Below are 16,769 nucleotides of genomic sequence, written 5' to 3' on the forward strand. Positions count from 1 at the left end.
TCCGCATTGCAGCATGGGACGGCGTTTCATTGCCGCCATCGCCAGCTCCGCCTAAGGATGCTGCGCGAGACGGGTGAAAGCCGCCGCCTCGACCGGGTGGGCCGGCCTACCCGGGGGCGAGGACGGCGCTTGCGCTGGAGAATCGGCGCGCCATGTCCTGCTGCAGCGCAACATTAGCGCATCATCATATTGAGAGGAAAGCCATGCTCGCTCCGACCCTTATCGCCATCGCCGCCGCCTTCGCGGCCTCGGCCTGGGCGTTCGCGGTGACGGGAACGTCGGCGGAGGATTTCTACAAGGTGGTCGCCCCGGTGCTGCCCATGCTGCCCGCCGTGGCGCTGCTGCTGGCCTCCGTGCGGATGACCGAACCGGTGGCCGCCGCCGCCGCCGCCGATCCGGAACCGGCCAACGACAGCCGCCCGGTCATCGAGCTGGCGGCGGCCTAACCCGGCGCAGAAAAACCCGTAAGAATGGTCCCCCTCGCCCGCCTGCGGGAGAGGGGGGCGAGCGTCAGCGAGCCGGGGTGAGGGCGGCGCGTGTCCACGCGTCCATAATATGATAACGCAAGAGCTTTCGCTGTCGCGAAGCGCACCTGACGGTGCGGGCCCTCTCCCTCCCGGCCTGACGGCCGGGCCCCTCCCTCTCCCGCGGGCGGGCGAGGGGTATCTGCCTGCTCCGGCGGCCTAACCCGGCGGCATCGCCGCGCCGGGGCCGAGGGGGCGGGTCATCAGCACGCTGTCGACCCAGCGCCCGTGCTTCCAGCCGGCGGCCGGCAGCAGGCCGGCATGGCCGAAGCGGAAACCGGCATGCAGCTTGATCGAGGCGGTGTTGGCGGAATCGCCGATCACCGCCACCATCAGGCGGAACCCGGCCGCCTCGCAGCGGCGGATCAACTCGGACATCAGCGCCCGGCCGACGCCGCGCCCCTGGCCGTCGGGGGCGACATAGACCGAATTCTCGACGGTGAAGCGATAGGCCGGCCGCGTGCGGTAGGGGCCGGCATAGGCATAGCCCACCACCCGCCCGTCGCCGTTCGAGGCCACCAGATAGGGGTAGCCGGCGGCCAGCAGGGCGGCGCGGCGCGACGCCATCTCGCCTTCGCCGGGCGGCTCCAGCTCGAAGCTGGCGAGGCCGTGCCGGACCCAATGGCCGTAGATGGCGGCGATGGTGGCGACGTCGTCGTCGCGGCTGTCGCGGACGGTGATCATGGTGCGACCTCCATGGCCGGATCGTAGTGTCGGCAGAACTCTTCCGCCGGCATCCTCTGGAACTCGGCCAGGCGGGCGAACAGCACCTGGTCGGGCCAGTCCCACCAGGCGATGCGGGCCAGGCTGGCGGCGATGGCGGCGGGAAAGCGCGCGCGGATGGGCCTGGCCGGCACGCCGCCGACCACCGTATAGGGCGCGACGTCGCGGCTGACCACGGCGCCGGCGGCGATCACCGCGCCGACGCCCACAGTCACGCCGGGCAGCACGATGGCGCCGTGGCCGATCCACACGTCGTGGCCGATCACCACCCGGGCGGCGCGGCGGTCGGCGAAGAAGCCGAGGTCGCGCCCGGCCCCCGCCTCGTAATATTCCGGGCAATAGGTGAAGCGGTGCTGCGACGGGCGCTCCATGGGATGGTTGGGGGCGCCGATGCGGACCCGGTTGGCGACGGCGACGAACTTGCCGATCTCGGCATCGGCCACCTCGCAATCCTCGCCCAGATAGGAGTAGTCGCCCAGGCGGGAATACTCGATGCGGGTGTCCGCCAGCACCTCGCAGCGGCGCCCGATGGTGGTCTCGCGCAGGCGCACGGACTCGTGGACGACGGTCTCGGCCAGCTTGGGCATGGGGAGTCCTTTCCTCAGGCGATGCGCCGGCCCTGGCGCCAGACGGCGCGGACCACCGGCATGTGACCGGCATCATGGACGCGGACCAGGTCGGCGCGCTTGCCCACCGCGATGGTGCCGCGGTCGTCGAGGCCGGCGACCCGCGCCGGGTTGGCGGCGACGGTGGCGATGGCGGCGGGCAGGGCGAAGCCCAGCGGGCCGCCGTGCAGCAGGAAGGCCGCCTCCATCAGGCTGATGGGCACGTAATCCGAGGACAGCACGTCGAGGCAGCCGATGCCGGCCAGCTCGGCGGCCGAGACGTTGCCGGAATGGGAGCCGCCGCGCACCAGATTGGGCGCTCCCATCAGCACCATCATGCCGGCGGCGCGCGAGGCCCGGGCGGCCTCGACGGTGGTGGGGAACTCGGCGAAGTGGATGCCCAGCCCGGCCGCCTCGGCCACGTGCTCGGGGGTGGCGTCGTCGTGGCTGGCCAGGGTCAGGCCCCGCTCCCGGCAGGTCGCGGCGATGGCGCGGCGGTGGGGGTCGGAATAGCGGGCGGAATTCTCCTGCTGGCGGCGGGTGAACTCCACCATCTCGGCATCGCTGAAGCCGTACTTGCCCTGGTAGTATTCGTAATACTTGTCCTCGCGCACGAACTGGCGCTGGCCCGGGGTGTGGTCCATCAGGCTGACGATGCCGACCAGCGGGTTGTCGGCGAAGGCGCCGAACAGCTCCAGGATGTTGGCGCTGGACACCTCGCAGCGCAGGTGCAGCCGGTGCTCGGCGCGGAAATGGCCGCGCGCCTGGGCGTCGCTGACGGCGCCGACCATGTCCTCCAGGGTCTCCAGCCGGGTCGAGCCCTCGATGATGTCGCCGCACGAGATGGCGTCGAAGACGGTGGTGATGCCGGCCGAGGCCATCTGGGCGTCGTGGGCCAGCGCCGCCGAGCCGGGATGCCAGCGCACCTTGGGCCGGGGGGTGACGTGCTTCTCCAGATTGTCGGTGTGCAGCTCCACCAGCCCCGGCACCACGTAGTCGCCGTCGCAATCGACGGCGCCGGGCAGCGCGGTGGCGCCCCTCGCCAGGCCGATGATGCGCCCGTCCTTCACGTGCAGGGTGCCCCGGATCACCTCGTCGGCGGTGACGATGCGGGCATTGGCGAGCACGATTTCGCTGGTCATGGTCGGGTCAGCCTAGCATGGAGAAGATGCGAGTGGAGACGGCCTCGCGCACCTCGTCGTCGTGGAAGACGCCGACCAGGGCGGTGCCGGCGGCCTTGGCCTCCTCGATCAGCTCGATGACCACGGCGCGGTTGCGGGCATCCAGCGAGGCGGTGGGCTCGTCCAGCAGCAGAATGGGATGGCCGGCGGCGAAGCCGCGGGCGATGTTGACCCGCTGCTGCTCGCCGCCCGAGAAGGTGGCCGGGGCCAGCGCCCACAGCCGCTCGGGGATGCGCAGGCGGGCCAGCAGCTCGGCGGCGCGGCCCCGCGCCGTCTCGGCCGGCACTCCCACCGCGCGCAGCGGCTCGGCCACCACGTCGAGGGCCGGCACTCGCGGGATGGCGCGCAGGAACTGGCTGACATAGCCCATGGTGTGCTTGCGCACCGCCAGCACGTCGCGCGGGTCGGCGGCGGCGATGTCCACCTCGGCGCCGTCGTGGCGGACCCGGATGGCCCCGGCATCGGGCTTGCAGTTGCCGTACAGGCAGCGCAGCAGGGTCGACTTGCCCGAGCCCGAGGGGCCGTGCAGGGTGACGCATTCGCCGCCCGCCACCTCCAGGTCGGCATCGGCGAAGACCGGAATGCTGACCCCGCCCTGGGTGTGCAGCACGTAGGTCTTGGACAGGGTCTCGACCCGGATCATGGCGGTCATGGAAGCCTCCCGTCCGCGAAAGGCGCGCGATGTCCATCTCCAGCGTCGTTTCCGCGCAGGCGGGGACCCAGGGGGTGCACCGACATCCGTTCCGGGACCCCTGGGTTCCCGCCTTCGCGGGAACGACGGAAATTGCAGTCCGAGCCGAATTTGGTCATGGCATCAGCACCGAAGAGACCAGCAGCTGCGTATAGGGATGGTGCGGGTCGTCCAGCACCTGGTCGGTCAGGCCGGATTCCACCACCTCGCCGTTCTTCATCACCATCAGCCGGTGGGCCAGCAGCCGGGCCACCGCCAGGTCGTGGGTGACGATGATGGCGGCCAGGTTCAGGTCGGTGACCAGCCGGCGCAGCAGGTCGAGCAGGCGGGCCTGGACCGAGACGTCGAGGCCGCCGGTGGGCTCGTCCATGAACACCAGGCGGGGATGGGTGACCAGGTTGCGGGCGATCTGCAGGCGCTGCAGCATGCCGCCCGAGAAGGTCAGCGGCAGGTCGTCCAGGCGTTCCGACTCGATCTCCACCTTGCCCAGCCATTCGTCGGCGCGGGCCCGGATGTCGCCGTAATGGCGCGCCCCCACCGCCATCAGGCGCTCGCCCACATTGGCCCCGGCCGAGACGCCCATGCGCAGCCCGTCCCTGGGATTCTGGTGGACGATGCCCCAGTCGGTGCGCATCAGCATGCGCCGCCGCGGCTCGCCCATGATGTAGATGTCGGTCAGGCCCTGGCCGCGCACGTCGTATTGGACGCTGCCGGCGGTGGGTTCCAGGCGGGCCGAGAGGCAGCTCAGCAGGGTGGTCTTGCCCGAGCCCGATTCGCCGACGATGCCCATCACCTCGCCCGGCCACAGGTCGAACGAGACGTCGCGGCAGCCCACCCGGGCGCCGTACAGGCGGGTGAGGTCCTTGACGCGGAGCAGCGGCGCGCTCATTGGGCGGCCTCCTGGGCCTCGCGGCGGCGGCCGCAATAATCGGTGTCGGAGCAGACGTACATGCGGCCGCCCTTGTCGTCGGTCACCACCTCGTCGAGGAAGCTGTCGGTGGCGCCGCACAGGGCGCAGGCCTGGTCCCAGGCCTGGACCTCGAAGGGATGGTCGTCGAAATCCAGGCTCTTGACCGCCGTATAGGGCGGCACCGCGTAGATGCGCTTCTCGCGCCCCGCGCCGAACAGCTGGAGGGCCGGGCTCATGTGCATCTTGGGATTGTCGAACTTGGGGATGGGCGAGGGCCGCATCAGGTAGCGGCCGTTGACCAGCACCGGATAATCGTAGGTGGTGGCGATGCGGCCGAAGCGGGCGATGTCCTCGTAAAGCTTGACGTGCATCACCCCGTAATCGGCCAAGGCGTGCATCTTGCGGGTCTCGGTCTCGCGCGGCTCGAGCCAGCGCAGCGGCTCGGGGATGGGCACCTGATAGACCAGGATCTGGCCCTCGGCCAGCGGCGTCTCGGGGATGCGGTGGCGGGTCTGGATGATGGTCGCCGCCTCGGTCCGCTCGGTGGTGGCGATGCCGGCGGTGCGGGCGAAGAAGCGGCGGATGGAGACGGCGTTGGTGGTGTCGTCGGCGCCCTGGTCGATGACCTTCAGGGTGTCGTCGGCCCCGATCACCGCCGCCGTCACCTGGATGCCGCCGGTGCCCCAGCCATAGGGCAGCGGCATCTCGCGGCTGCCGAACGGCACCTGATAGCCGGGGATCGCCACCGCCTTGAGGATGGCGCGGCGGATCATCCGCTTGGTCTGCTCGTCGAGATAGGCGAAGTTGTAGCCGGTGGCGTGGGTCATGGGCGGTTGTCCGATTTTTTCGTCATTCCCGGACCGCCAACCCCTCGCCCGCTTGCGGGAGAGGGGGCGAGCGCCAGCGAGCCGGGGTGAGGGCGGCGCGCGCCCTCTCCCTCCCGTCGCTGGGGCGACGGGCCCCTCCCTCTCCCGCAAGCGGGCGAGGGGATGATCTGGTCAGGGCGCGTCATTCCGCGGCCTCCTTGCCGGCCCGCAGCCGCCGGATCAGCTCCAGTTCCGACTGGAAATCCACGTAATGGGGCAGTTTCAGGTGCTGGACGAAGCCCGAGGCCTCGACGCTGTCGGAATGGGCCAGCACGAATTCCTCGTCCTGCACCGGGCTGGTGGCGTCCTCGCCCAGTTCGCCGGCGCGCAAGCTGCGATCGACCAGGGCCATGGCCATGGCCTTGCGTTCCGAGCGGCCGAAGGCCAGGCCGTAGCCGCGGGTGAATTGCGGCGGCCGCGTCTTCGAGCCCTTGAACTGGTTGATCATCTGGCATTCGGTGACCGCGATCTCGCCGATCTCGATGGCGAAGCCCAGCTCCTCCGGCACCAGCTCCACCGCCACATTGCCCATGCGGATCTCGCCGGCGAAGGGGTGGGTGTTGCCGTAGCCGCGCTGCGAGGAATAGGCCAGCGCCAGCAGGAAGCCTTCGTCGCCACGGGCCAGGTTCTGCAGCCGCAGATCACGCCCGGCGGGAAAATTCAGCGGCTGGCGGGTGAGGTCGCCCGGGCTCTCGTCGCCGGCGGGATTGTCCTCGATCAGGCCCTGCTGTCCCAGCACGTCGGCGACCCGGGGCATGGCGGCGTCGAGCGGCTCGGGCGCCAGCGCCGCCGGGGCGGGATCGCCGCCTTCCGCCAGCGCGAAATCGAGCAGGCGGTGGGTGTAGTCGTAGGTCGGCCCCAGCACCTGGCCGCCGGGCAGGTCCTTGAACGCCGAGCTGATGCGCCGCCGGATGGCCATGGCGGCGGTGTCCAGCGGCTCCGAGGCGCCGAAGCGGGGCAGGGTGGTGCGGTAGGCGCGCAGCAGGAACACCGCCTCGACCACGTCACCTTGGGCCTGCTTGAGCGCCAGCGCCGCCAGCTCGCGGTCGTACACCGATCCTTCCGTCATCACCCGGTCCACCGCCAGGCCCAACTGGCCGGCGATCTGGTCCAGCGACAGCTCGGGCGTGGCGGGGGCGCCGCGCCGCTCCTCCGCCATCAGGCGGTGGGCGTTGTCGATGGCGGTCTCGCCGCCCTTGACCGCGACGTACATGGCCTACCACTCCAGCCTGGTGCTGCGCGGCAGCGCCGCCAGGCTGCGGCCGCTGGCCAGCACCAGATCGACGCCGCGCGGGAACAGCTCGTGGTTGGCCGCCACCCAGCGCGGGAAATCGGGCGGAAAGGCGCCGGCCGCCAGGCGGGCGCTGTCGCGGATGCCGGGGCCGCTGAGCTCGACCGGCTCGCCGGCGGTCAGGGTGGCGACCTGGATCACCAGGGTGGTGGAGCGGTCGGGATACTCGTCGCTGCCGGCATGGAAGGCGGCCAGCGGCGGCATGATGGAAGCGTCGGCGATCAGCGCGAAGGCCGCCGCCGCCGGGTCGCTCACCAGCGGGCAGCCGCAATGGAAGCGCAGGTACTCGGCGACCGCGTCGGTGGCGGCGGTGCCGTCCAGCCACAGCGGCGTCTCGTAATCGGCCAGCGCCAGCATCACCGCGGCGGTGGCGGCGTCGAGCGGGGCCGGCGGCTCCAGGTGCAGCGGCAGCTCGACCAGGGTGCCGGGCCGAGCGGTGGCCTCCAGCACGGCGCGGAACACCCGCTGGGAATCGAGGACCGGGTCGGCGAAACCGGGCAGCAGCCCGTCGGTGGCGTGCACAGCGGTCACTCTCAATCCTCCCCGCGGACCATGGTGAAGAAGTCGACCCGGGTGGCCGCCGCCTTGCGCGCGGCCAGGGTCCGGCGTTCGGCCTGCAGCGCCTCCAGCCGGTCGATTTCGGGACCGAGCGTGGCGTCGCCCTGCTGCAGCAGGGCGTCGATGACCGCGGCGCGTTCGGCGTGGGCGGGGGCGCGCCCGGCCACCCAGGCATGGCCGACAATGCCCGACGGCAGGCGGACGGAGCAGCGGGTCACCGTCATTTCGCCCAGGTTGAAGGCGCCGCCGTCGCCGCCGGCGCGGCCGCGCACCATCACCAGTCCGATTTCAGGCCGGCGCAGCAGGGCATAGGCCGGCGGCGACGCCAGGCGGTGCCAGGCGGCCGCGATCTCGGCCGGCGCGGCCTTGGCCAGCACGCCCATCCAGCGGCGGCGGAACTCGGTTTCGGCGGGGGGCATGGATCAATCCGAAATTGGTATAGACGTCTATACGTCATCGTGCCATAGTTATGGCGTTGGACGCTTTCGGACTCAAGGGTTGAAGGGTGAAGTTTCCATGACGGGGCAGGACCTCGCCCGCGGCGCGGGCACCTTGCTGTGGCGCCAGATCGCCGAACGGCTGGAGCGCGACATCGTCGTCGGCCGCCGCCAGCCCGGCGAGCAGCTGCCGACCGAACACCAGCTGGCCGGGGATTTCGGCGTCAACCGCCATACCGTGCGCCGGGCGGTGGCCGAACTGGCCGAACAGGGGCTGGTGCGCATCGAGCAGGGGCGCGGCACCTTCGTCCAGGAAAGCGTCATCGACTACCGGGTCAAGAAGCGCACCCGCTTTTCCGAGACCGTGGCGGGCCACAACCGCGAGCCCTCGGGGCGCACCCTGGCGGTGCGCGAGGAGGCGGCCGAGGCGGCGGTGGCGCGGTCGCTGGAAATCCGCAAGGGCAGCCTGGTGGTGGTCATCGAGCGGCTCGGCGAGGCCGACGGCCGCCCGGTCAGCGTGTCGTCCCATTATTTCGCCAAGGCCCGCTTTCCCAGCCTGGCCGCCATCATCGCCGAGACCGGCTCCATCACCCGTTCGATGGAACGGCTCGGGGTCGGCGACTATACCCGCAAGGTCACCCGGGTGACCGCCCGCGCCGCCCGCGCCGGCGACGCCCGCCTGCTGCAGCAGGCCCCCAACAAGCCGATCCTGATGACCGAAAGCGTCAACGTCGATTCCTCGGGGCGCCCGGTGGAATATTCGGTGGCGCGCTGGGCCTCGGACCGGGTGCAGATCGTGTTCGAGCCGGGCGGCTGACCGACCAATCGGGCGAAGGTCGCCCCGCCGACCGTTCTGTCATCAAACAATCATGCCCGGCCCCGCCGCCCGGCGATATTGCAGACGCGTTCACCAGCCTTGAGGGGACGCATGGACATGTTCATCCGGGGGGCGCGCGTGCTGGCCCCGCACGGGATCGTCGAGACCGGCATCGCGGTGGCCGGGGGGCGCATCGCCGAGCTGGCCGGGTCCGGCAACGGCCGGGTGCTCGACGCCGCCGGCCTGCTGGCCCTGCCGGGCATCGTCGATCTGCACGGCGACGCCTTCGAGCGCCAGCTGATGCCGCGGCCGCAGGTGCGCTTTCCCGCCGACGTGGCGCTGCTCGACACCGACCGCCAGCTGGTGGCCAACGGCATCACCACCGCCCTGCACGGCCTGACCTGGAGCTGGGAGCCCGGCCTGCGCGGGCGCGAGGCGGCGGTGGGGTTCCTCGACACCCTCGACCGTCTGCGCCCCAAGCTGGCCTGCGACAGCCATGTCCACCTCCGCCACGAGGTCTACAACATCGAGGCCGCCGACCAGATCGAGGCGTGGCTGGCCGAGGGCCGCATCCACCTGCTGGCCTTCAACGACCATCTGCCCATGTTCACCGCCCGCATCGACACGCCGGCCAAGCTGGCCCAGTACGCCGAGCGCGCCCACATGACGGTGGACGCCTTCATCGCCCTGGTGCGCGAGGTCGCCGACCGCGCCGACCGGGTTCCGGCGGTCAATGCCCGCCTGGCCGCCGCCGCGCGGCGCCACGGCATCGCCCTGGCCTCCCACGACGATCCCTCGCCCGAGATGCGCCGGCATTTCCATGCGCTGGGCTGCGAGCTGTGCGAGTTCCCGCTCACCCGCGCCACCGCCGAGGAAGGCCGCCGCCTGGGCAACGCCACCATCTTCGGCGCCCCCAACGTGGTGCGCGGCGGCAGCCACATCGAGGGCGGCATGAAGGCCGCCGACATGGCCCGCGACGGGCTGGTGGACGTGCTGACCTCGGACTACTATTACCCCGCTTTGGCCCACGGCGCCTTCCGCCTGGTGCGCGAGGGCATGGACCTGGCCCGGGCGTGGCGGCTGGTATCGACCAACCCCGCCCGCGCCGCCGGCTTCCACGACCGCGGCGAGCTCGCCCCCGGCCAGCGCGCCGATCTGGTGCTGGTCGATGAGTCCGACCCGGCCCTGCCCCGGGTGGTGGCGACCATGGTGGCCGGCCGGCTGGTCCATGCCGAGAGGGTGATGCATTGATGCCGGCCGTCGCTTCGTCTCATCCGTTTGCGAAGTCGGCCGGCATCCAGCGCCCATTGCGGGCGCGGCCGTGCCGCCCCACAGGGGCAAACGACGCCCGCCAGGGCGGCCCGAGCCTGCGAGGGTGGGCTTCGCCCACAAGCGGGCGGAGGCCCGCGCCCGGCGAGGGCAAGACATGAGCCTGCGCTATGCGCTGTACTTCGCCCCCGAGGAGGGCACCGCACTGGCCCGCTTCGGACAAGCGTGGCTGGCGGGGGCGTGGCTGGAGGGGCGGGACGACCTGATCGCCGAGCCCCGGCTTTACGGCTTCCACGCCACCCTGAAGCCGCCCTTCCGCCTGGCCGAGGGCCGCAGCCGCGACGAGCTTCTCAATGCGGCGGCCGAGTTCGCCCGCGCCCGCCCCGCCTTCACCGCGCCGGCGCTGGTGCTGGAGCCGCTCGACGGCTTCCTCGCCTTGCAACCGTCGCTTCCGTCTCCGGCCATCGATTCGCTGGCCGCCGATTGCGTGCGGCATTTCGACCGCTTCCGCGCCCCGCCCACCGAGGCGGAGCTGGCCAAGCGGCTGGCCGCCCCCCTGGACCAGCGTCACCGCGACTTGCTGAAGGAATGGGGCTATCCCTACGTGCTCGACCGCTTCCGCTTCCACCTCACCCTGACCCGGCGGCTGCGCGACGGCGAGGCCGACATCGCCGCCGTGGCGCGGGCGGCGGCGGCCGCCGCCCTGGCCGAGCCGGTGGCGTTCCGCTCGCTCTGCCTGTTCGAGCAGGCAGCTCCCGGCGCCGCCTTCCGGCTGTCGGCACGCTTCCCGTTCGGCGGCTGAGACCATGCGCGTCGTCACCCTGAATACCTGGAAGGGCGACGGCCCCTATGGCCGCCGCCTCGAGCTGATGACCGGCCTCCTGGCCGGGCTGGCTGCGGACGTGGTGGCGTTGCAGGAGGTGCTGCAGGCCCCCGATCTCGGCCTCGACACCGCCGCCCACCTGGCCCGGCATCTGGACATGACGCCGGCATTCCTGCCGCTCCGCCACAAGCGCCGCCGCATCGAGGGGGCCGAGGCCGACAGCTGGTCCGGCCTTGCCGTGCTGACCCGCCGGCCGCTGCGGTCGTTCCGGGCGGTGCCGCTGCCGGCCGATGCGCGGGACGGCGAGCGCGCCGCCCTGGTGGCGGAGCTGGAGGGACTGGCCGTGGCGGTGGTCCACCTCACCCATCTCGCCGATGCCGGCGAGCTGCGCCGGCGGCAATGGCGGATGGCGGCGGCGGCGCTGGGGGAAAATGGCGATGCCGTCATCGCCGGCGACGTCAACGCCCCGGTCGAGGCGCTGGCGCCGGAAGGCTCGGGCTTCGCCGATTGCCGCACCGCCCTGGGCCTGGCCCCGCAGGCGACCTTGGTGGGAGGCGGACCGGGCGACTGCATCGATCACGTGCTGTATCGCATCGGCGGCGCCCTGGCGCCGGTCGCCTGGTCGGTGGCCCCGGACGACGGCGCCAGCGACCACATGGCGGTGGTGGTGGATTTCGGTCATTCCGTAGCCTCATCCTGAGGAGAGCGCGCAGCGCTCGTCTCGAAGGATGAGGCGGGCCACCTGCGACGGGCCTCGTCCTTCGAGACGCCGCCTGCGGCGGCTCCTCAGGATGAGGCCCGAATGAGGCGACGCTCGGGCCTGACTCGGCGGCCTACGCCTTGCGGACGAATTCCGATTTCAGGTTCATGGCGCCGATGCCGTCGATCTTGCAGGCGATGTCGTGACCATCGACGGCATCCGCCACCAGGCGGATGTTCTTCACCTTGGTGCCGCCCTTGACCACCAGGGACGAGCCCTTGACCTTGAGGTCCTTGATGACGGTGACGCTGTCGCCGTCGGCCAGCGGGTTGCCGTTGGCATCCTTCACCCCGCCGCCCTCGGCCGCCGGCGCCTCGGCCGCTTCCGCGCCGGCGGCCCATTCGTGGCCGCATTCCGGACAGACCCACAGCGAGCCGTCGGGATAGGCGTGTTCGGACCCGCATGCCGGGCATTGGGGGGTGGTGCTGTCCATGGTCGGCCTCGCTGTCGGGAGGCGCGACGCTAAACCATGTTCCGTTCAAACGGAACATGGTTTGTTTGTTTAGCCCTCGCCGGGCGGGCGCGTTCCGCGCCCTTGTGGGCGAAGCCCACCCTCGCAAGCTCGGGCCGCCCTGACGGGCGTCGTTAGCCCCTACGGGGCGACACGGCCGCGGCCCCTTGGGCCGCAGGCATGTTCCGTTAGAACGGAACACGCGCTAGCGCACGGCCGGCAGCGGGACAAGCGCGGCGTCAGAAGATCAGGTCGAAAATCCCGAACACCACCAGCAGGCCGATCAGGAAGATGATGCCCACGACCCAGCCGACCACCTTCAACATCGCCGCCTCCCATCTGCCTGTTCCCTGACGTCAACGCGTCCGGGGGCGGCGGGTTCGCCGCCGGCGCGCGGAACCCGGCCGCCTCGGTCGCGTTCCCCTTTCCGACGGGCATCGACGCAGGCGGGACGCGGCCATGTGGTACAAGAACGCGGTGGTCTACAGCCTGGACGTCGAGACCTTCATGGACGCCGACGGCGACGGCACCGGCGATTTCCGCGGGCTGATCGACCGCATCGACCATTTCGAGACCCTGGGGGTCACCTGCATCTGGCTGCAGCCGTTCTTCCCCAGCCCCAACCGCGACGACGGCTACGACATCACCGATTATTACGGCGTCGATCCGCGCCTGGGCAATCTGGGCGATTTCGCCGAGTTCGCCCATCAGCTCGGCCAGCGCGGCATCCGCCTGATCCTCGACCTGGTGGTCAACCATACCTCGGACCGGCACCCCTGGTTCCTTCAGGCCTGCGCCGATGCGGGATCGCCCTACCGCGACTACTACGTCTGGTCGCGGGACGAGCCGGCCGGCGCCGATACCGGCATGGTCTTTCCCGGACAGCAGGAACGGACCTGGACCTGGAACGAGCAGGCCGGGGCCTGGTACTTCCATCGCTTCTACGCCCAGCAGCCGGACCTCAACATCGCCAATCCGGCGGTGCGCGACGAGATCCTGCGCATCATGGGGTTCTGGCTGCGGCTCGGCATCTCGGGCTTCCGCGTCGATGCCGCCCCGTTCCTCATCGAGCTGGCCGGCGCGCCGGCCGAGCAGGGCAGGGCGCTCTATTCCTTCCTCGCCGACATGCGCCAGTTCGTGTCGTGGCGGGCGGCGGACGCCGTGCTGCTGGCCGAGGCCAACGTGGCCGCCGACAGCATCGAGCAGTATTTCGGCGCCGGCCACCGCATGAACGTGCTGTTCAACTTCCTGGTCAACCAGGCCCTTTTCCTGGCGCTGGCGCGGCGCGAGGCGGCGCCGCTGGCCGCCGCCCTGGACGGCCTGCCCGGTCCGGGGCCGACCGGAGCCTGGGCCAATTTCCTGCGCACCCACGACGAACTCGACCTCGGGCGGCTGGCGGCGGAGGAACGCGAGCAGGTGTTCGCCGCCTTCGGCCCGGATCCCGACATGCAGATCTACGGCCGCGGCATCCGCCGCCGCCTGGCCACCATGATGGACGGCGACCCCGGCCGCCAGGCCATGGCGTTCAGCCTGATGTTCACGCTGCCGGGCCTGCAGGTCATCCGTTACGGCGACGAGATCGGCATGGGCGACGATTTGTCGCTGGAGGCGCGCGAGGCGGTGCGCACGCCCATGCAATGGTCCGACGCCGCCAATGGCGGCTTCTCCCGCGCGCCGGCCGACGGCCTGATCCGGCCGGTCATCGCCAGTGGCCGCTACGGCTGCTCCCGCGTCAATGTGCGCGGCCAGCTGCACGACCCGGATTCCCTGCTCAACATCGTAAGCCGGCTGATCCGCATGCGCCGGTCCTGCCCCGAGATCGGCCTGGGCGAATGCCGTGTCGTCACCGCCGACCGCCCCGGAATCTTCGCCCTGCGCTTCCATTGGCGGGACCGCGACCTGCTGGCCGTCCACAACCTCGCCGCCGAGGCCTGCGAGGCGGAGCTGGACATGGACCCGTTCGGCGACGGCCAGGCGGTCGAGCTGATCGGCGCCCCGCCGTCGCGCCCCCTCGCCGGCAGGACCGTGCCGCTGGGTCCCTACGGCTACCGCTGGTTCCGGGTCGAGACGGGGTGAGCGGGCGGGTGCGAACGCGCAGGCCCGCTCACCCGTTGATTACAGCAACGAGAGGAGGTGCCCATGCCCTACACCACGCTTCCGGCCGCCGTGCTCGCCGTCGTCCTGGCCGCCGCCACCACCGAGCAGACCACCACGCCGCCCGACACCGCCCCGCCCCCCACTGGCCGGCCCATGGCCGAGACCCCGGACCGCCAGGCGTCATACGAGCGTGAGTTCTATGAGCGTCAGATGCAGGGCCGCCTGGCCGAGTGGCGCACGCGCATCGACGGCCTGGCGGCGCGGGCCGAGGGCGGAGAGGCGGCGGCCTCCCTCGACCGCGCGTGGCAGACCGCCAAGCAGAACTGGGAGAAACTGAAGCAGACGGTCGGCCCCAACTACCAGACCGCCCGGACCCATACCGAGGCCGCGCTGGACGCGCTGCGGCGGGAATGGGAGCAGACCGCCCGCTCGGAAACCGAGGATTCCCGCTAGGGTCCGTACTCAATTAGGGTGTGGCCTGCGTTGGCGTTCCAAGGGCGCAATGGCAGGCGCCGGCGCGACGGCGATGCTGGACGCATCGCCTAGCGGCGGCAACGTACCAGGGCGCCCTTGGAACGCCAACCCTCCGGGCCGGACGAATTTGCCCTCCCGGTGCGTCAGGCCGCTTGCGCGATGGTCCACATCGCGCTGCGCGTCCTTCCTGCCAGGCGGGCAAATTCGTCTCGGCGCAGGCCACACCCTAATTGAGTACGGACCCTAGTGCGCGATGACATTAGGTCGGCGCACGGGGTGCGCCGACCTAATGTCTGAATCGCACTCTAATTTATTGATTTAGAGGCGGATTCAGCTATCAGGTTGGATCGCCTCGCGATTCAACCTGATAGCATCCGGCTCTAACAGGCTGCGGAAAAACCCCTGTTTTTCTTTCGTCATTCCCGCGAAGGCGGGAATCCATGCCTCAGCACACAATATATTGCGGCCAGAACGCCATATTGCCCCTGCATGGACCCCCGCCTTCGCGGGGGTGACGGATCAGAGGGTGGCAAGCAGAGTATTTCCGCACCCTGCTAAGCCGAAATCAGCGCCGGCTGCGGTCCACCCACAGCTTGGTGAGGCGGAGCACACCGAGGAGCATGGTCGCGATGGCCAGCGCGCCGCCCACCAGCAGCCAGGCGACGGCGCCCTTCGCCAGCCCGCCGATGAGGAAGATCGCCGCCAGGAACCCGAAGAATCCGACCAGACCCATCCCCCGCCAACCCGGAGCCGCGGCGGAGGGTTCCCGTACCGCCGGACGCAATCACAGGAGAACGCCATGCCCGAGACGCCGACCCAGGGAACCACATCCAGCGAGTCCATGTCGTCCCAGCAATACATGGGCCAGGGCGCCGGCGAGCAGGGCGGCACATTGGTGCCCGGCGAAGCGGTGCCGACCCCGGCGGCCAGCCATTCCGGCATCCCGGCCTGGGGATTCCTCGGCCTGCTGGTGGTGGTCGCGCTGGTCGCCGTGCTGCTGCTGCGGTGGGGGCGCAGGTTGTGACGGGTCAGCCCTTCTTCTGCGCCGCCTCGGCGGCGGCGAACAGGCCGGTGACGAAGGTGGCGATGCGCTTCAGGTCCGAGTGCTGGCCGATGCCGGCGGCCTTGGCGCGGTCCACCAGCTTGGCCATGTAGTCGGGCCGGCCCGGCACCCCGAAAGCCTTCTCGAAACGGTCGTCGCCCAGCGCGGCGTGGGCCGCCATGACGAAGATGGCGAGCTGGTCGGTGCGCAGGCCCAGCTCGCCCACCAGCAGCTTGCCCAACTGGCCGTTGACGATGCCCAGGATGGCGGTGATGCGCACGGTCTGGGCCGAATCGGGCAGCACCGAACGCACCTTGGGGTCCAGCAGGACGATGGTGAAGGCGCTGGCCTTCAGCCGCTTGCCGTCGGCGGTGAGCACGTCCGAGAGGCGCGCCCGCTCGTCCTTGGCGGTGGCTTCGGGTTCGGTCACCAGCTTGGCCATGCCGTCGCTGACCCGCTGGTCGGCGACGGTGATCGGGGCGGGGGCGGGTTTGCTCTCCTCGACCGGCGGCGGCAATTGGTAGGTGCCGCCCGCCATCACCACCGGGGTCGGGGCCGGCGGGTTGTCGGGATCGGCGCGCAGGCGGCGGATGTCCTCGGCGATGCGGTAATCGAGGATGCGTTCGCCCAGGCGGCGCACCAGGGCCGGCGGCATCTGGCAGTATTCCGGGATGATCGGCACCTGCCAGTCGTGCAGCAGGTAGTCCTGGAACACCTCGTACAGGATGTCGCCGCGGCTGCGCGGCAGCGGCGCCTCGCGCTTGGGGCGGGCGAACAGCGCCATCATGCGCGCCATCAGGTCGCGCCGTGCCTTGGGGCGCCGGCGCAGCGGCTTGGTGACGCCGTCCAGGCGGCGGCGGAAATGGCGCTTGGCGGCGCTGCGCACCACCATGGCGATGACCTGGTCGAGGCTGCGGCCGCATTCCAGCAGGGCCTGGGCGTCCTCGACGCTGACCTTGTGCTTGTTCACCAGGACGTGGGCGAAATTGTCGGGGTTGGCGCGGAAGGCCTGGAAGCAGGCATGCAGCAGATCGACGTCGTCGAGGATCGCCTGCAGCGCGTCGCGGCGGGGAATGCGGCGCAGTTCGGGTACCAGGTCGCCGAGGATATCGACGACCGGTCCCTGCAAGGTGGCATTGATCCTGCGGACGACACTGGCGTGGTCGCCGCCGGGCAAGGCGCGCATACCGTTACTCCTGCCCCGACCAGGATTCACGTGATCGCCTGATGATCGCCCCAGGCGATTACCG

General features: G+C 70.9%; 20 protein-coding genes. 8 read left to right on the plus strand and 12 right to left on the minus strand.

Going from position 1 to position 16,769, the window contains the following annotated elements; translation table 11 throughout:
* Nucleotides 1-203: 203 nt before the first annotated feature.
* Nucleotides 204-446: a hypothetical protein gene (locus MTBUT4_RS04680; RefSeq protein ID WP_173978504.1), complete on the plus strand. Its 243-nt coding sequence runs from the start codon at nt 204-206 to the stop codon at nt 444-446.
* A 237-nt stretch (nt 447-683) separates the two neighbouring features.
* On the opposite strand, the gene MTBUT4_RS04685 is transcribed toward MTBUT4_RS04680, so the two are convergent.
* The 9 genes from MTBUT4_RS04685 to phnG form a co-directional block, all read right to left on the minus strand.
* The gene (locus MTBUT4_RS04685; protein WP_173978505.1) at nt 684-1,208 is read right to left on the minus strand and encodes a GNAT family N-acetyltransferase; all 525 of its coding nucleotides are present in this window, start codon (nt 1,206-1,208) and stop codon (nt 684-686) included.
* Entirely contained in the window at nt 1,205-1,834 is a 630-nt protein-coding gene (locus tag MTBUT4_RS04690; RefSeq protein ID WP_173978506.1) for an acetyltransferase, read from the minus strand. Before MTBUT4_RS04690 ends, MTBUT4_RS04685 begins: the two co-directional genes overlap by 4 nt.
* Nucleotides 1,835-1,848: 14 nt before the next feature.
* On the minus strand, nt 1,849-2,994 hold the full coding sequence (locus MTBUT4_RS04695; RefSeq protein ID WP_173978507.1) for an alpha-D-ribose 1-methylphosphonate 5-triphosphate diphosphatase: 1,146 nt from the start codon (nt 2,992-2,994) through the stop codon (nt 1,849-1,851).
* Between the two features lie 7 nt (nt 2,995-3,001).
* Nucleotides 3,002-3,685, minus strand: a complete 684-nt coding sequence (gene phnL, locus MTBUT4_RS04700; protein WP_173978508.1) for a phosphonate C-P lyase system protein PhnL — start codon at nt 3,683-3,685, stop codon at nt 3,002-3,004.
* 154 nt (nt 3,686-3,839) lie between these two features.
* Nucleotides 3,840-4,613 (minus strand): phosphonate C-P lyase system protein PhnK, encoded by a 774-nt coding sequence (gene phnK / locus MTBUT4_RS04705; protein WP_173978509.1) that lies wholly within the window; start codon nt 4,611-4,613, stop codon nt 3,840-3,842.
* Nucleotides 4,610-5,461: an alpha-D-ribose 1-methylphosphonate 5-phosphate C-P-lyase PhnJ gene (locus MTBUT4_RS04710; RefSeq protein ID WP_173978510.1), complete on the minus strand. Its 852-nt coding sequence runs from the start codon at nt 5,459-5,461 to the stop codon at nt 4,610-4,612. The genes phnK and MTBUT4_RS04710 overlap by 4 nt, the downstream gene beginning before the upstream one ends.
* A gap of 181 nt (nt 5,462-5,642) precedes the next feature.
* Nucleotides 5,643-6,713, minus strand: a complete 1,071-nt coding sequence (locus MTBUT4_RS04715; RefSeq protein ID WP_173978511.1) for a carbon-phosphorus lyase complex subunit PhnI — start codon at nt 6,711-6,713, stop codon at nt 5,643-5,645.
* Nucleotides 6,714-6,716: 3 nt separating this feature from the next.
* Nucleotides 6,717-7,322 carry a phosphonate C-P lyase system protein PhnH gene (phnH, locus tag MTBUT4_RS04720; RefSeq protein ID WP_254434739.1) on the minus strand — a complete coding sequence of 202 codons (606 nt, stop codon included), beginning with the start codon at nt 7,320-7,322 and terminating at the stop codon, nt 6,717-6,719.
* A 2-nt stretch (nt 7,323-7,324) separates the two neighbouring features.
* On the minus strand, nt 7,325-7,768 hold the full coding sequence (phnG, locus tag MTBUT4_RS04725; RefSeq protein ID WP_254434740.1) for a phosphonate C-P lyase system protein PhnG: 444 nt from the start codon (nt 7,766-7,768) through the stop codon (nt 7,325-7,327).
* Nucleotides 7,769-7,865: 97 nt separating this feature from the next.
* Here phnG and phnF point away from each other — a divergent pair, with 97 nt between their 5' ends.
* The 4 genes from phnF (at nt 7,866) to MTBUT4_RS04745 (ending at nt 11,395) form a co-directional block, all read left to right on the plus strand.
* Nucleotides 7,866-8,603: a phosphonate metabolism transcriptional regulator PhnF gene (phnF, locus tag MTBUT4_RS04730; protein WP_173978512.1), complete on the plus strand. Its 738-nt coding sequence runs from the start codon at nt 7,866-7,868 to the stop codon at nt 8,601-8,603.
* A 111-nt stretch (nt 8,604-8,714) separates the two neighbouring features.
* The gene (locus MTBUT4_RS04735; RefSeq protein WP_173978513.1) at nt 8,715-9,854 is read left to right on the plus strand and encodes an alpha-D-ribose 1-methylphosphonate 5-triphosphate diphosphatase; all 1,140 of its coding nucleotides are present in this window, start codon (nt 8,715-8,717) and stop codon (nt 9,852-9,854) included.
* A 175-nt stretch (nt 9,855-10,029) separates the two neighbouring features.
* Nucleotides 10,030-10,674, plus strand: a complete 645-nt coding sequence (locus tag MTBUT4_RS04740) for a DUF1045 domain-containing protein (RefSeq protein WP_173978514.1) — start codon at nt 10,030-10,032, stop codon at nt 10,672-10,674.
* A 4-nt stretch (nt 10,675-10,678) separates the two neighbouring features.
* Nucleotides 10,679-11,395 carry an endonuclease/exonuclease/phosphatase family protein gene (locus MTBUT4_RS04745; RefSeq protein WP_173978515.1) on the plus strand — a complete coding sequence of 239 codons (717 nt, stop codon included), beginning with the start codon at nt 10,679-10,681 and terminating at the stop codon, nt 11,393-11,395.
* Nucleotides 11,396-11,528: 133 nt separating this feature from the next.
* Here MTBUT4_RS04745 and MTBUT4_RS04750 read toward each other — a convergent pair whose 3' ends face one another.
* Nucleotides 11,529-11,888: a zinc ribbon domain-containing protein YjdM gene (locus tag MTBUT4_RS04750; protein ID WP_173978516.1), complete on the minus strand. Its 360-nt coding sequence runs from the start codon at nt 11,886-11,888 to the stop codon at nt 11,529-11,531.
* A gap of 477 nt (nt 11,889-12,365) precedes the next feature.
* Here MTBUT4_RS04750 and MTBUT4_RS04755 point away from each other — a divergent pair, with 477 nt between their 5' ends.
* On the plus strand, nt 12,366-13,982 hold the full coding sequence (locus tag MTBUT4_RS04755; RefSeq protein ID WP_173978517.1) for an alpha-amylase family protein: 1,617 nt from the start codon (nt 12,366-12,368) through the stop codon (nt 13,980-13,982).
* 63 nt (nt 13,983-14,045) lie between these two features.
* Entirely contained in the window at nt 14,046-14,456 is a 411-nt protein-coding gene (locus MTBUT4_RS04760) for a hypothetical protein (protein ID WP_173978518.1), read from the plus strand.
* Between the two features lie 586 nt (nt 14,457-15,042).
* Here the strand turns inward: MTBUT4_RS04760 and MTBUT4_RS04765 are convergent.
* The gene (locus tag MTBUT4_RS04765) at nt 15,043-15,210 is read right to left on the minus strand and encodes a hypothetical protein (protein ID WP_173978519.1); all 168 of its coding nucleotides are present in this window, start codon (nt 15,208-15,210) and stop codon (nt 15,043-15,045) included.
* A gap of 66 nt (nt 15,211-15,276) precedes the next feature.
* On the opposite strand from MTBUT4_RS04765, the gene MTBUT4_RS04770 reads away from it, so the two are divergent.
* Complete coding sequence (locus tag MTBUT4_RS04770; protein ID WP_173978520.1) at nt 15,277-15,501, plus strand: hypothetical protein; 225 nt, start codon at nt 15,277-15,279, stop codon at nt 15,499-15,501.
* Between the two features lie 4 nt (nt 15,502-15,505).
* Here the strand turns inward: MTBUT4_RS04770 and MTBUT4_RS04775 are convergent, their stop codons facing one another.
* Entirely contained in the window at nt 15,506-16,705 is a 1,200-nt protein-coding gene (locus MTBUT4_RS04775; protein WP_173978521.1) for a hypothetical protein, read from the minus strand.
* Between the last annotated feature and the right edge of the window lie 64 nt (nt 16,706-16,769).

The organism is Magnetospirillum sp. UT-4 (assembly GCF_902729435.1).
Lineage (GTDB): Bacteria > Pseudomonadota > Alphaproteobacteria > Rhodospirillales > Magnetospirillaceae > Magnetospirillum.

Excerpts from the sequence above, each read along its gene's own strand:
- MTBUT4_RS04680 (WP_173978504.1), top strand. The coding sequence starts at position 204 with ATGCTCGCTCCGACCCTTATCGCCATCGCCGCCGCCTTCGCGGCCTCG.
- MTBUT4_RS04685 (WP_173978505.1), bottom strand. The coding sequence starts at position 1,208 with ATGATCACCGTCCGCGACAGCCGCGACGACGACGTCGCCACCATCGCC.
- MTBUT4_RS04690 (WP_173978506.1), bottom strand. The coding sequence starts at position 1,834 with ATGCCCAAGCTGGCCGAGACCGTCGTCCACGAGTCCGTGCGCCTGCGC.
- MTBUT4_RS04695 (WP_173978507.1), bottom strand. The coding sequence starts at position 2,994 with ATGACCAGCGAAATCGTGCTCGCCAATGCCCGCATCGTCACCGCCGAC.
- phnL (WP_173978508.1), bottom strand. The coding sequence starts at position 3,685 with ATGACCGCCATGATCCGGGTCGAGACCCTGTCCAAGACCTACGTGCTG.
- phnK (WP_173978509.1), bottom strand. The coding sequence starts at position 4,613 with ATGAGCGCGCCGCTGCTCCGCGTCAAGGACCTCACCCGCCTGTACGGC.
- MTBUT4_RS04710 (WP_173978510.1), bottom strand. The coding sequence starts at position 5,461 with ATGACCCACGCCACCGGCTACAACTTCGCCTATCTCGACGAGCAGACC.
- MTBUT4_RS04715 (WP_173978511.1), bottom strand. The coding sequence starts at position 6,713 with ATGTACGTCGCGGTCAAGGGCGGCGAGACCGCCATCGACAACGCCCAC.
- phnG (WP_254434740.1), bottom strand. The coding sequence starts at position 7,768 with ATGCCCCCCGCCGAAACCGAGTTCCGCCGCCGCTGGATGGGCGTGCTG.
- phnF (WP_173978512.1), top strand. The coding sequence starts at position 7,866 with ATGACGGGGCAGGACCTCGCCCGCGGCGCGGGCACCTTGCTGTGGCGC.
- MTBUT4_RS04735 (WP_173978513.1), top strand. The coding sequence starts at position 8,715 with ATGGACATGTTCATCCGGGGGGCGCGCGTGCTGGCCCCGCACGGGATC.
- MTBUT4_RS04740 (WP_173978514.1), top strand. The coding sequence starts at position 10,030 with ATGAGCCTGCGCTATGCGCTGTACTTCGCCCCCGAGGAGGGCACCGCA.
- MTBUT4_RS04745 (WP_173978515.1), top strand. The coding sequence starts at position 10,679 with ATGCGCGTCGTCACCCTGAATACCTGGAAGGGCGACGGCCCCTATGGC.
- MTBUT4_RS04750 (WP_173978516.1), bottom strand. The coding sequence starts at position 11,888 with ATGGACAGCACCACCCCCCAATGCCCGGCATGCGGGTCCGAACACGCC.
- MTBUT4_RS04755 (WP_173978517.1), top strand. The coding sequence starts at position 12,366 with ATGTGGTACAAGAACGCGGTGGTCTACAGCCTGGACGTCGAGACCTTC.
- MTBUT4_RS04760 (WP_173978518.1), top strand. The coding sequence starts at position 14,046 with ATGCCCTACACCACGCTTCCGGCCGCCGTGCTCGCCGTCGTCCTGGCC.
- MTBUT4_RS04765 (WP_173978519.1), bottom strand. The coding sequence starts at position 15,210 with ATGGGTCTGGTCGGATTCTTCGGGTTCCTGGCGGCGATCTTCCTCATC.
- MTBUT4_RS04770 (WP_173978520.1), top strand. The coding sequence starts at position 15,277 with ATGCCCGAGACGCCGACCCAGGGAACCACATCCAGCGAGTCCATGTCG.
- MTBUT4_RS04775 (WP_173978521.1), bottom strand. The coding sequence starts at position 16,705 with ATGCGCGCCTTGCCCGGCGGCGACCACGCCAGTGTCGTCCGCAGGATC.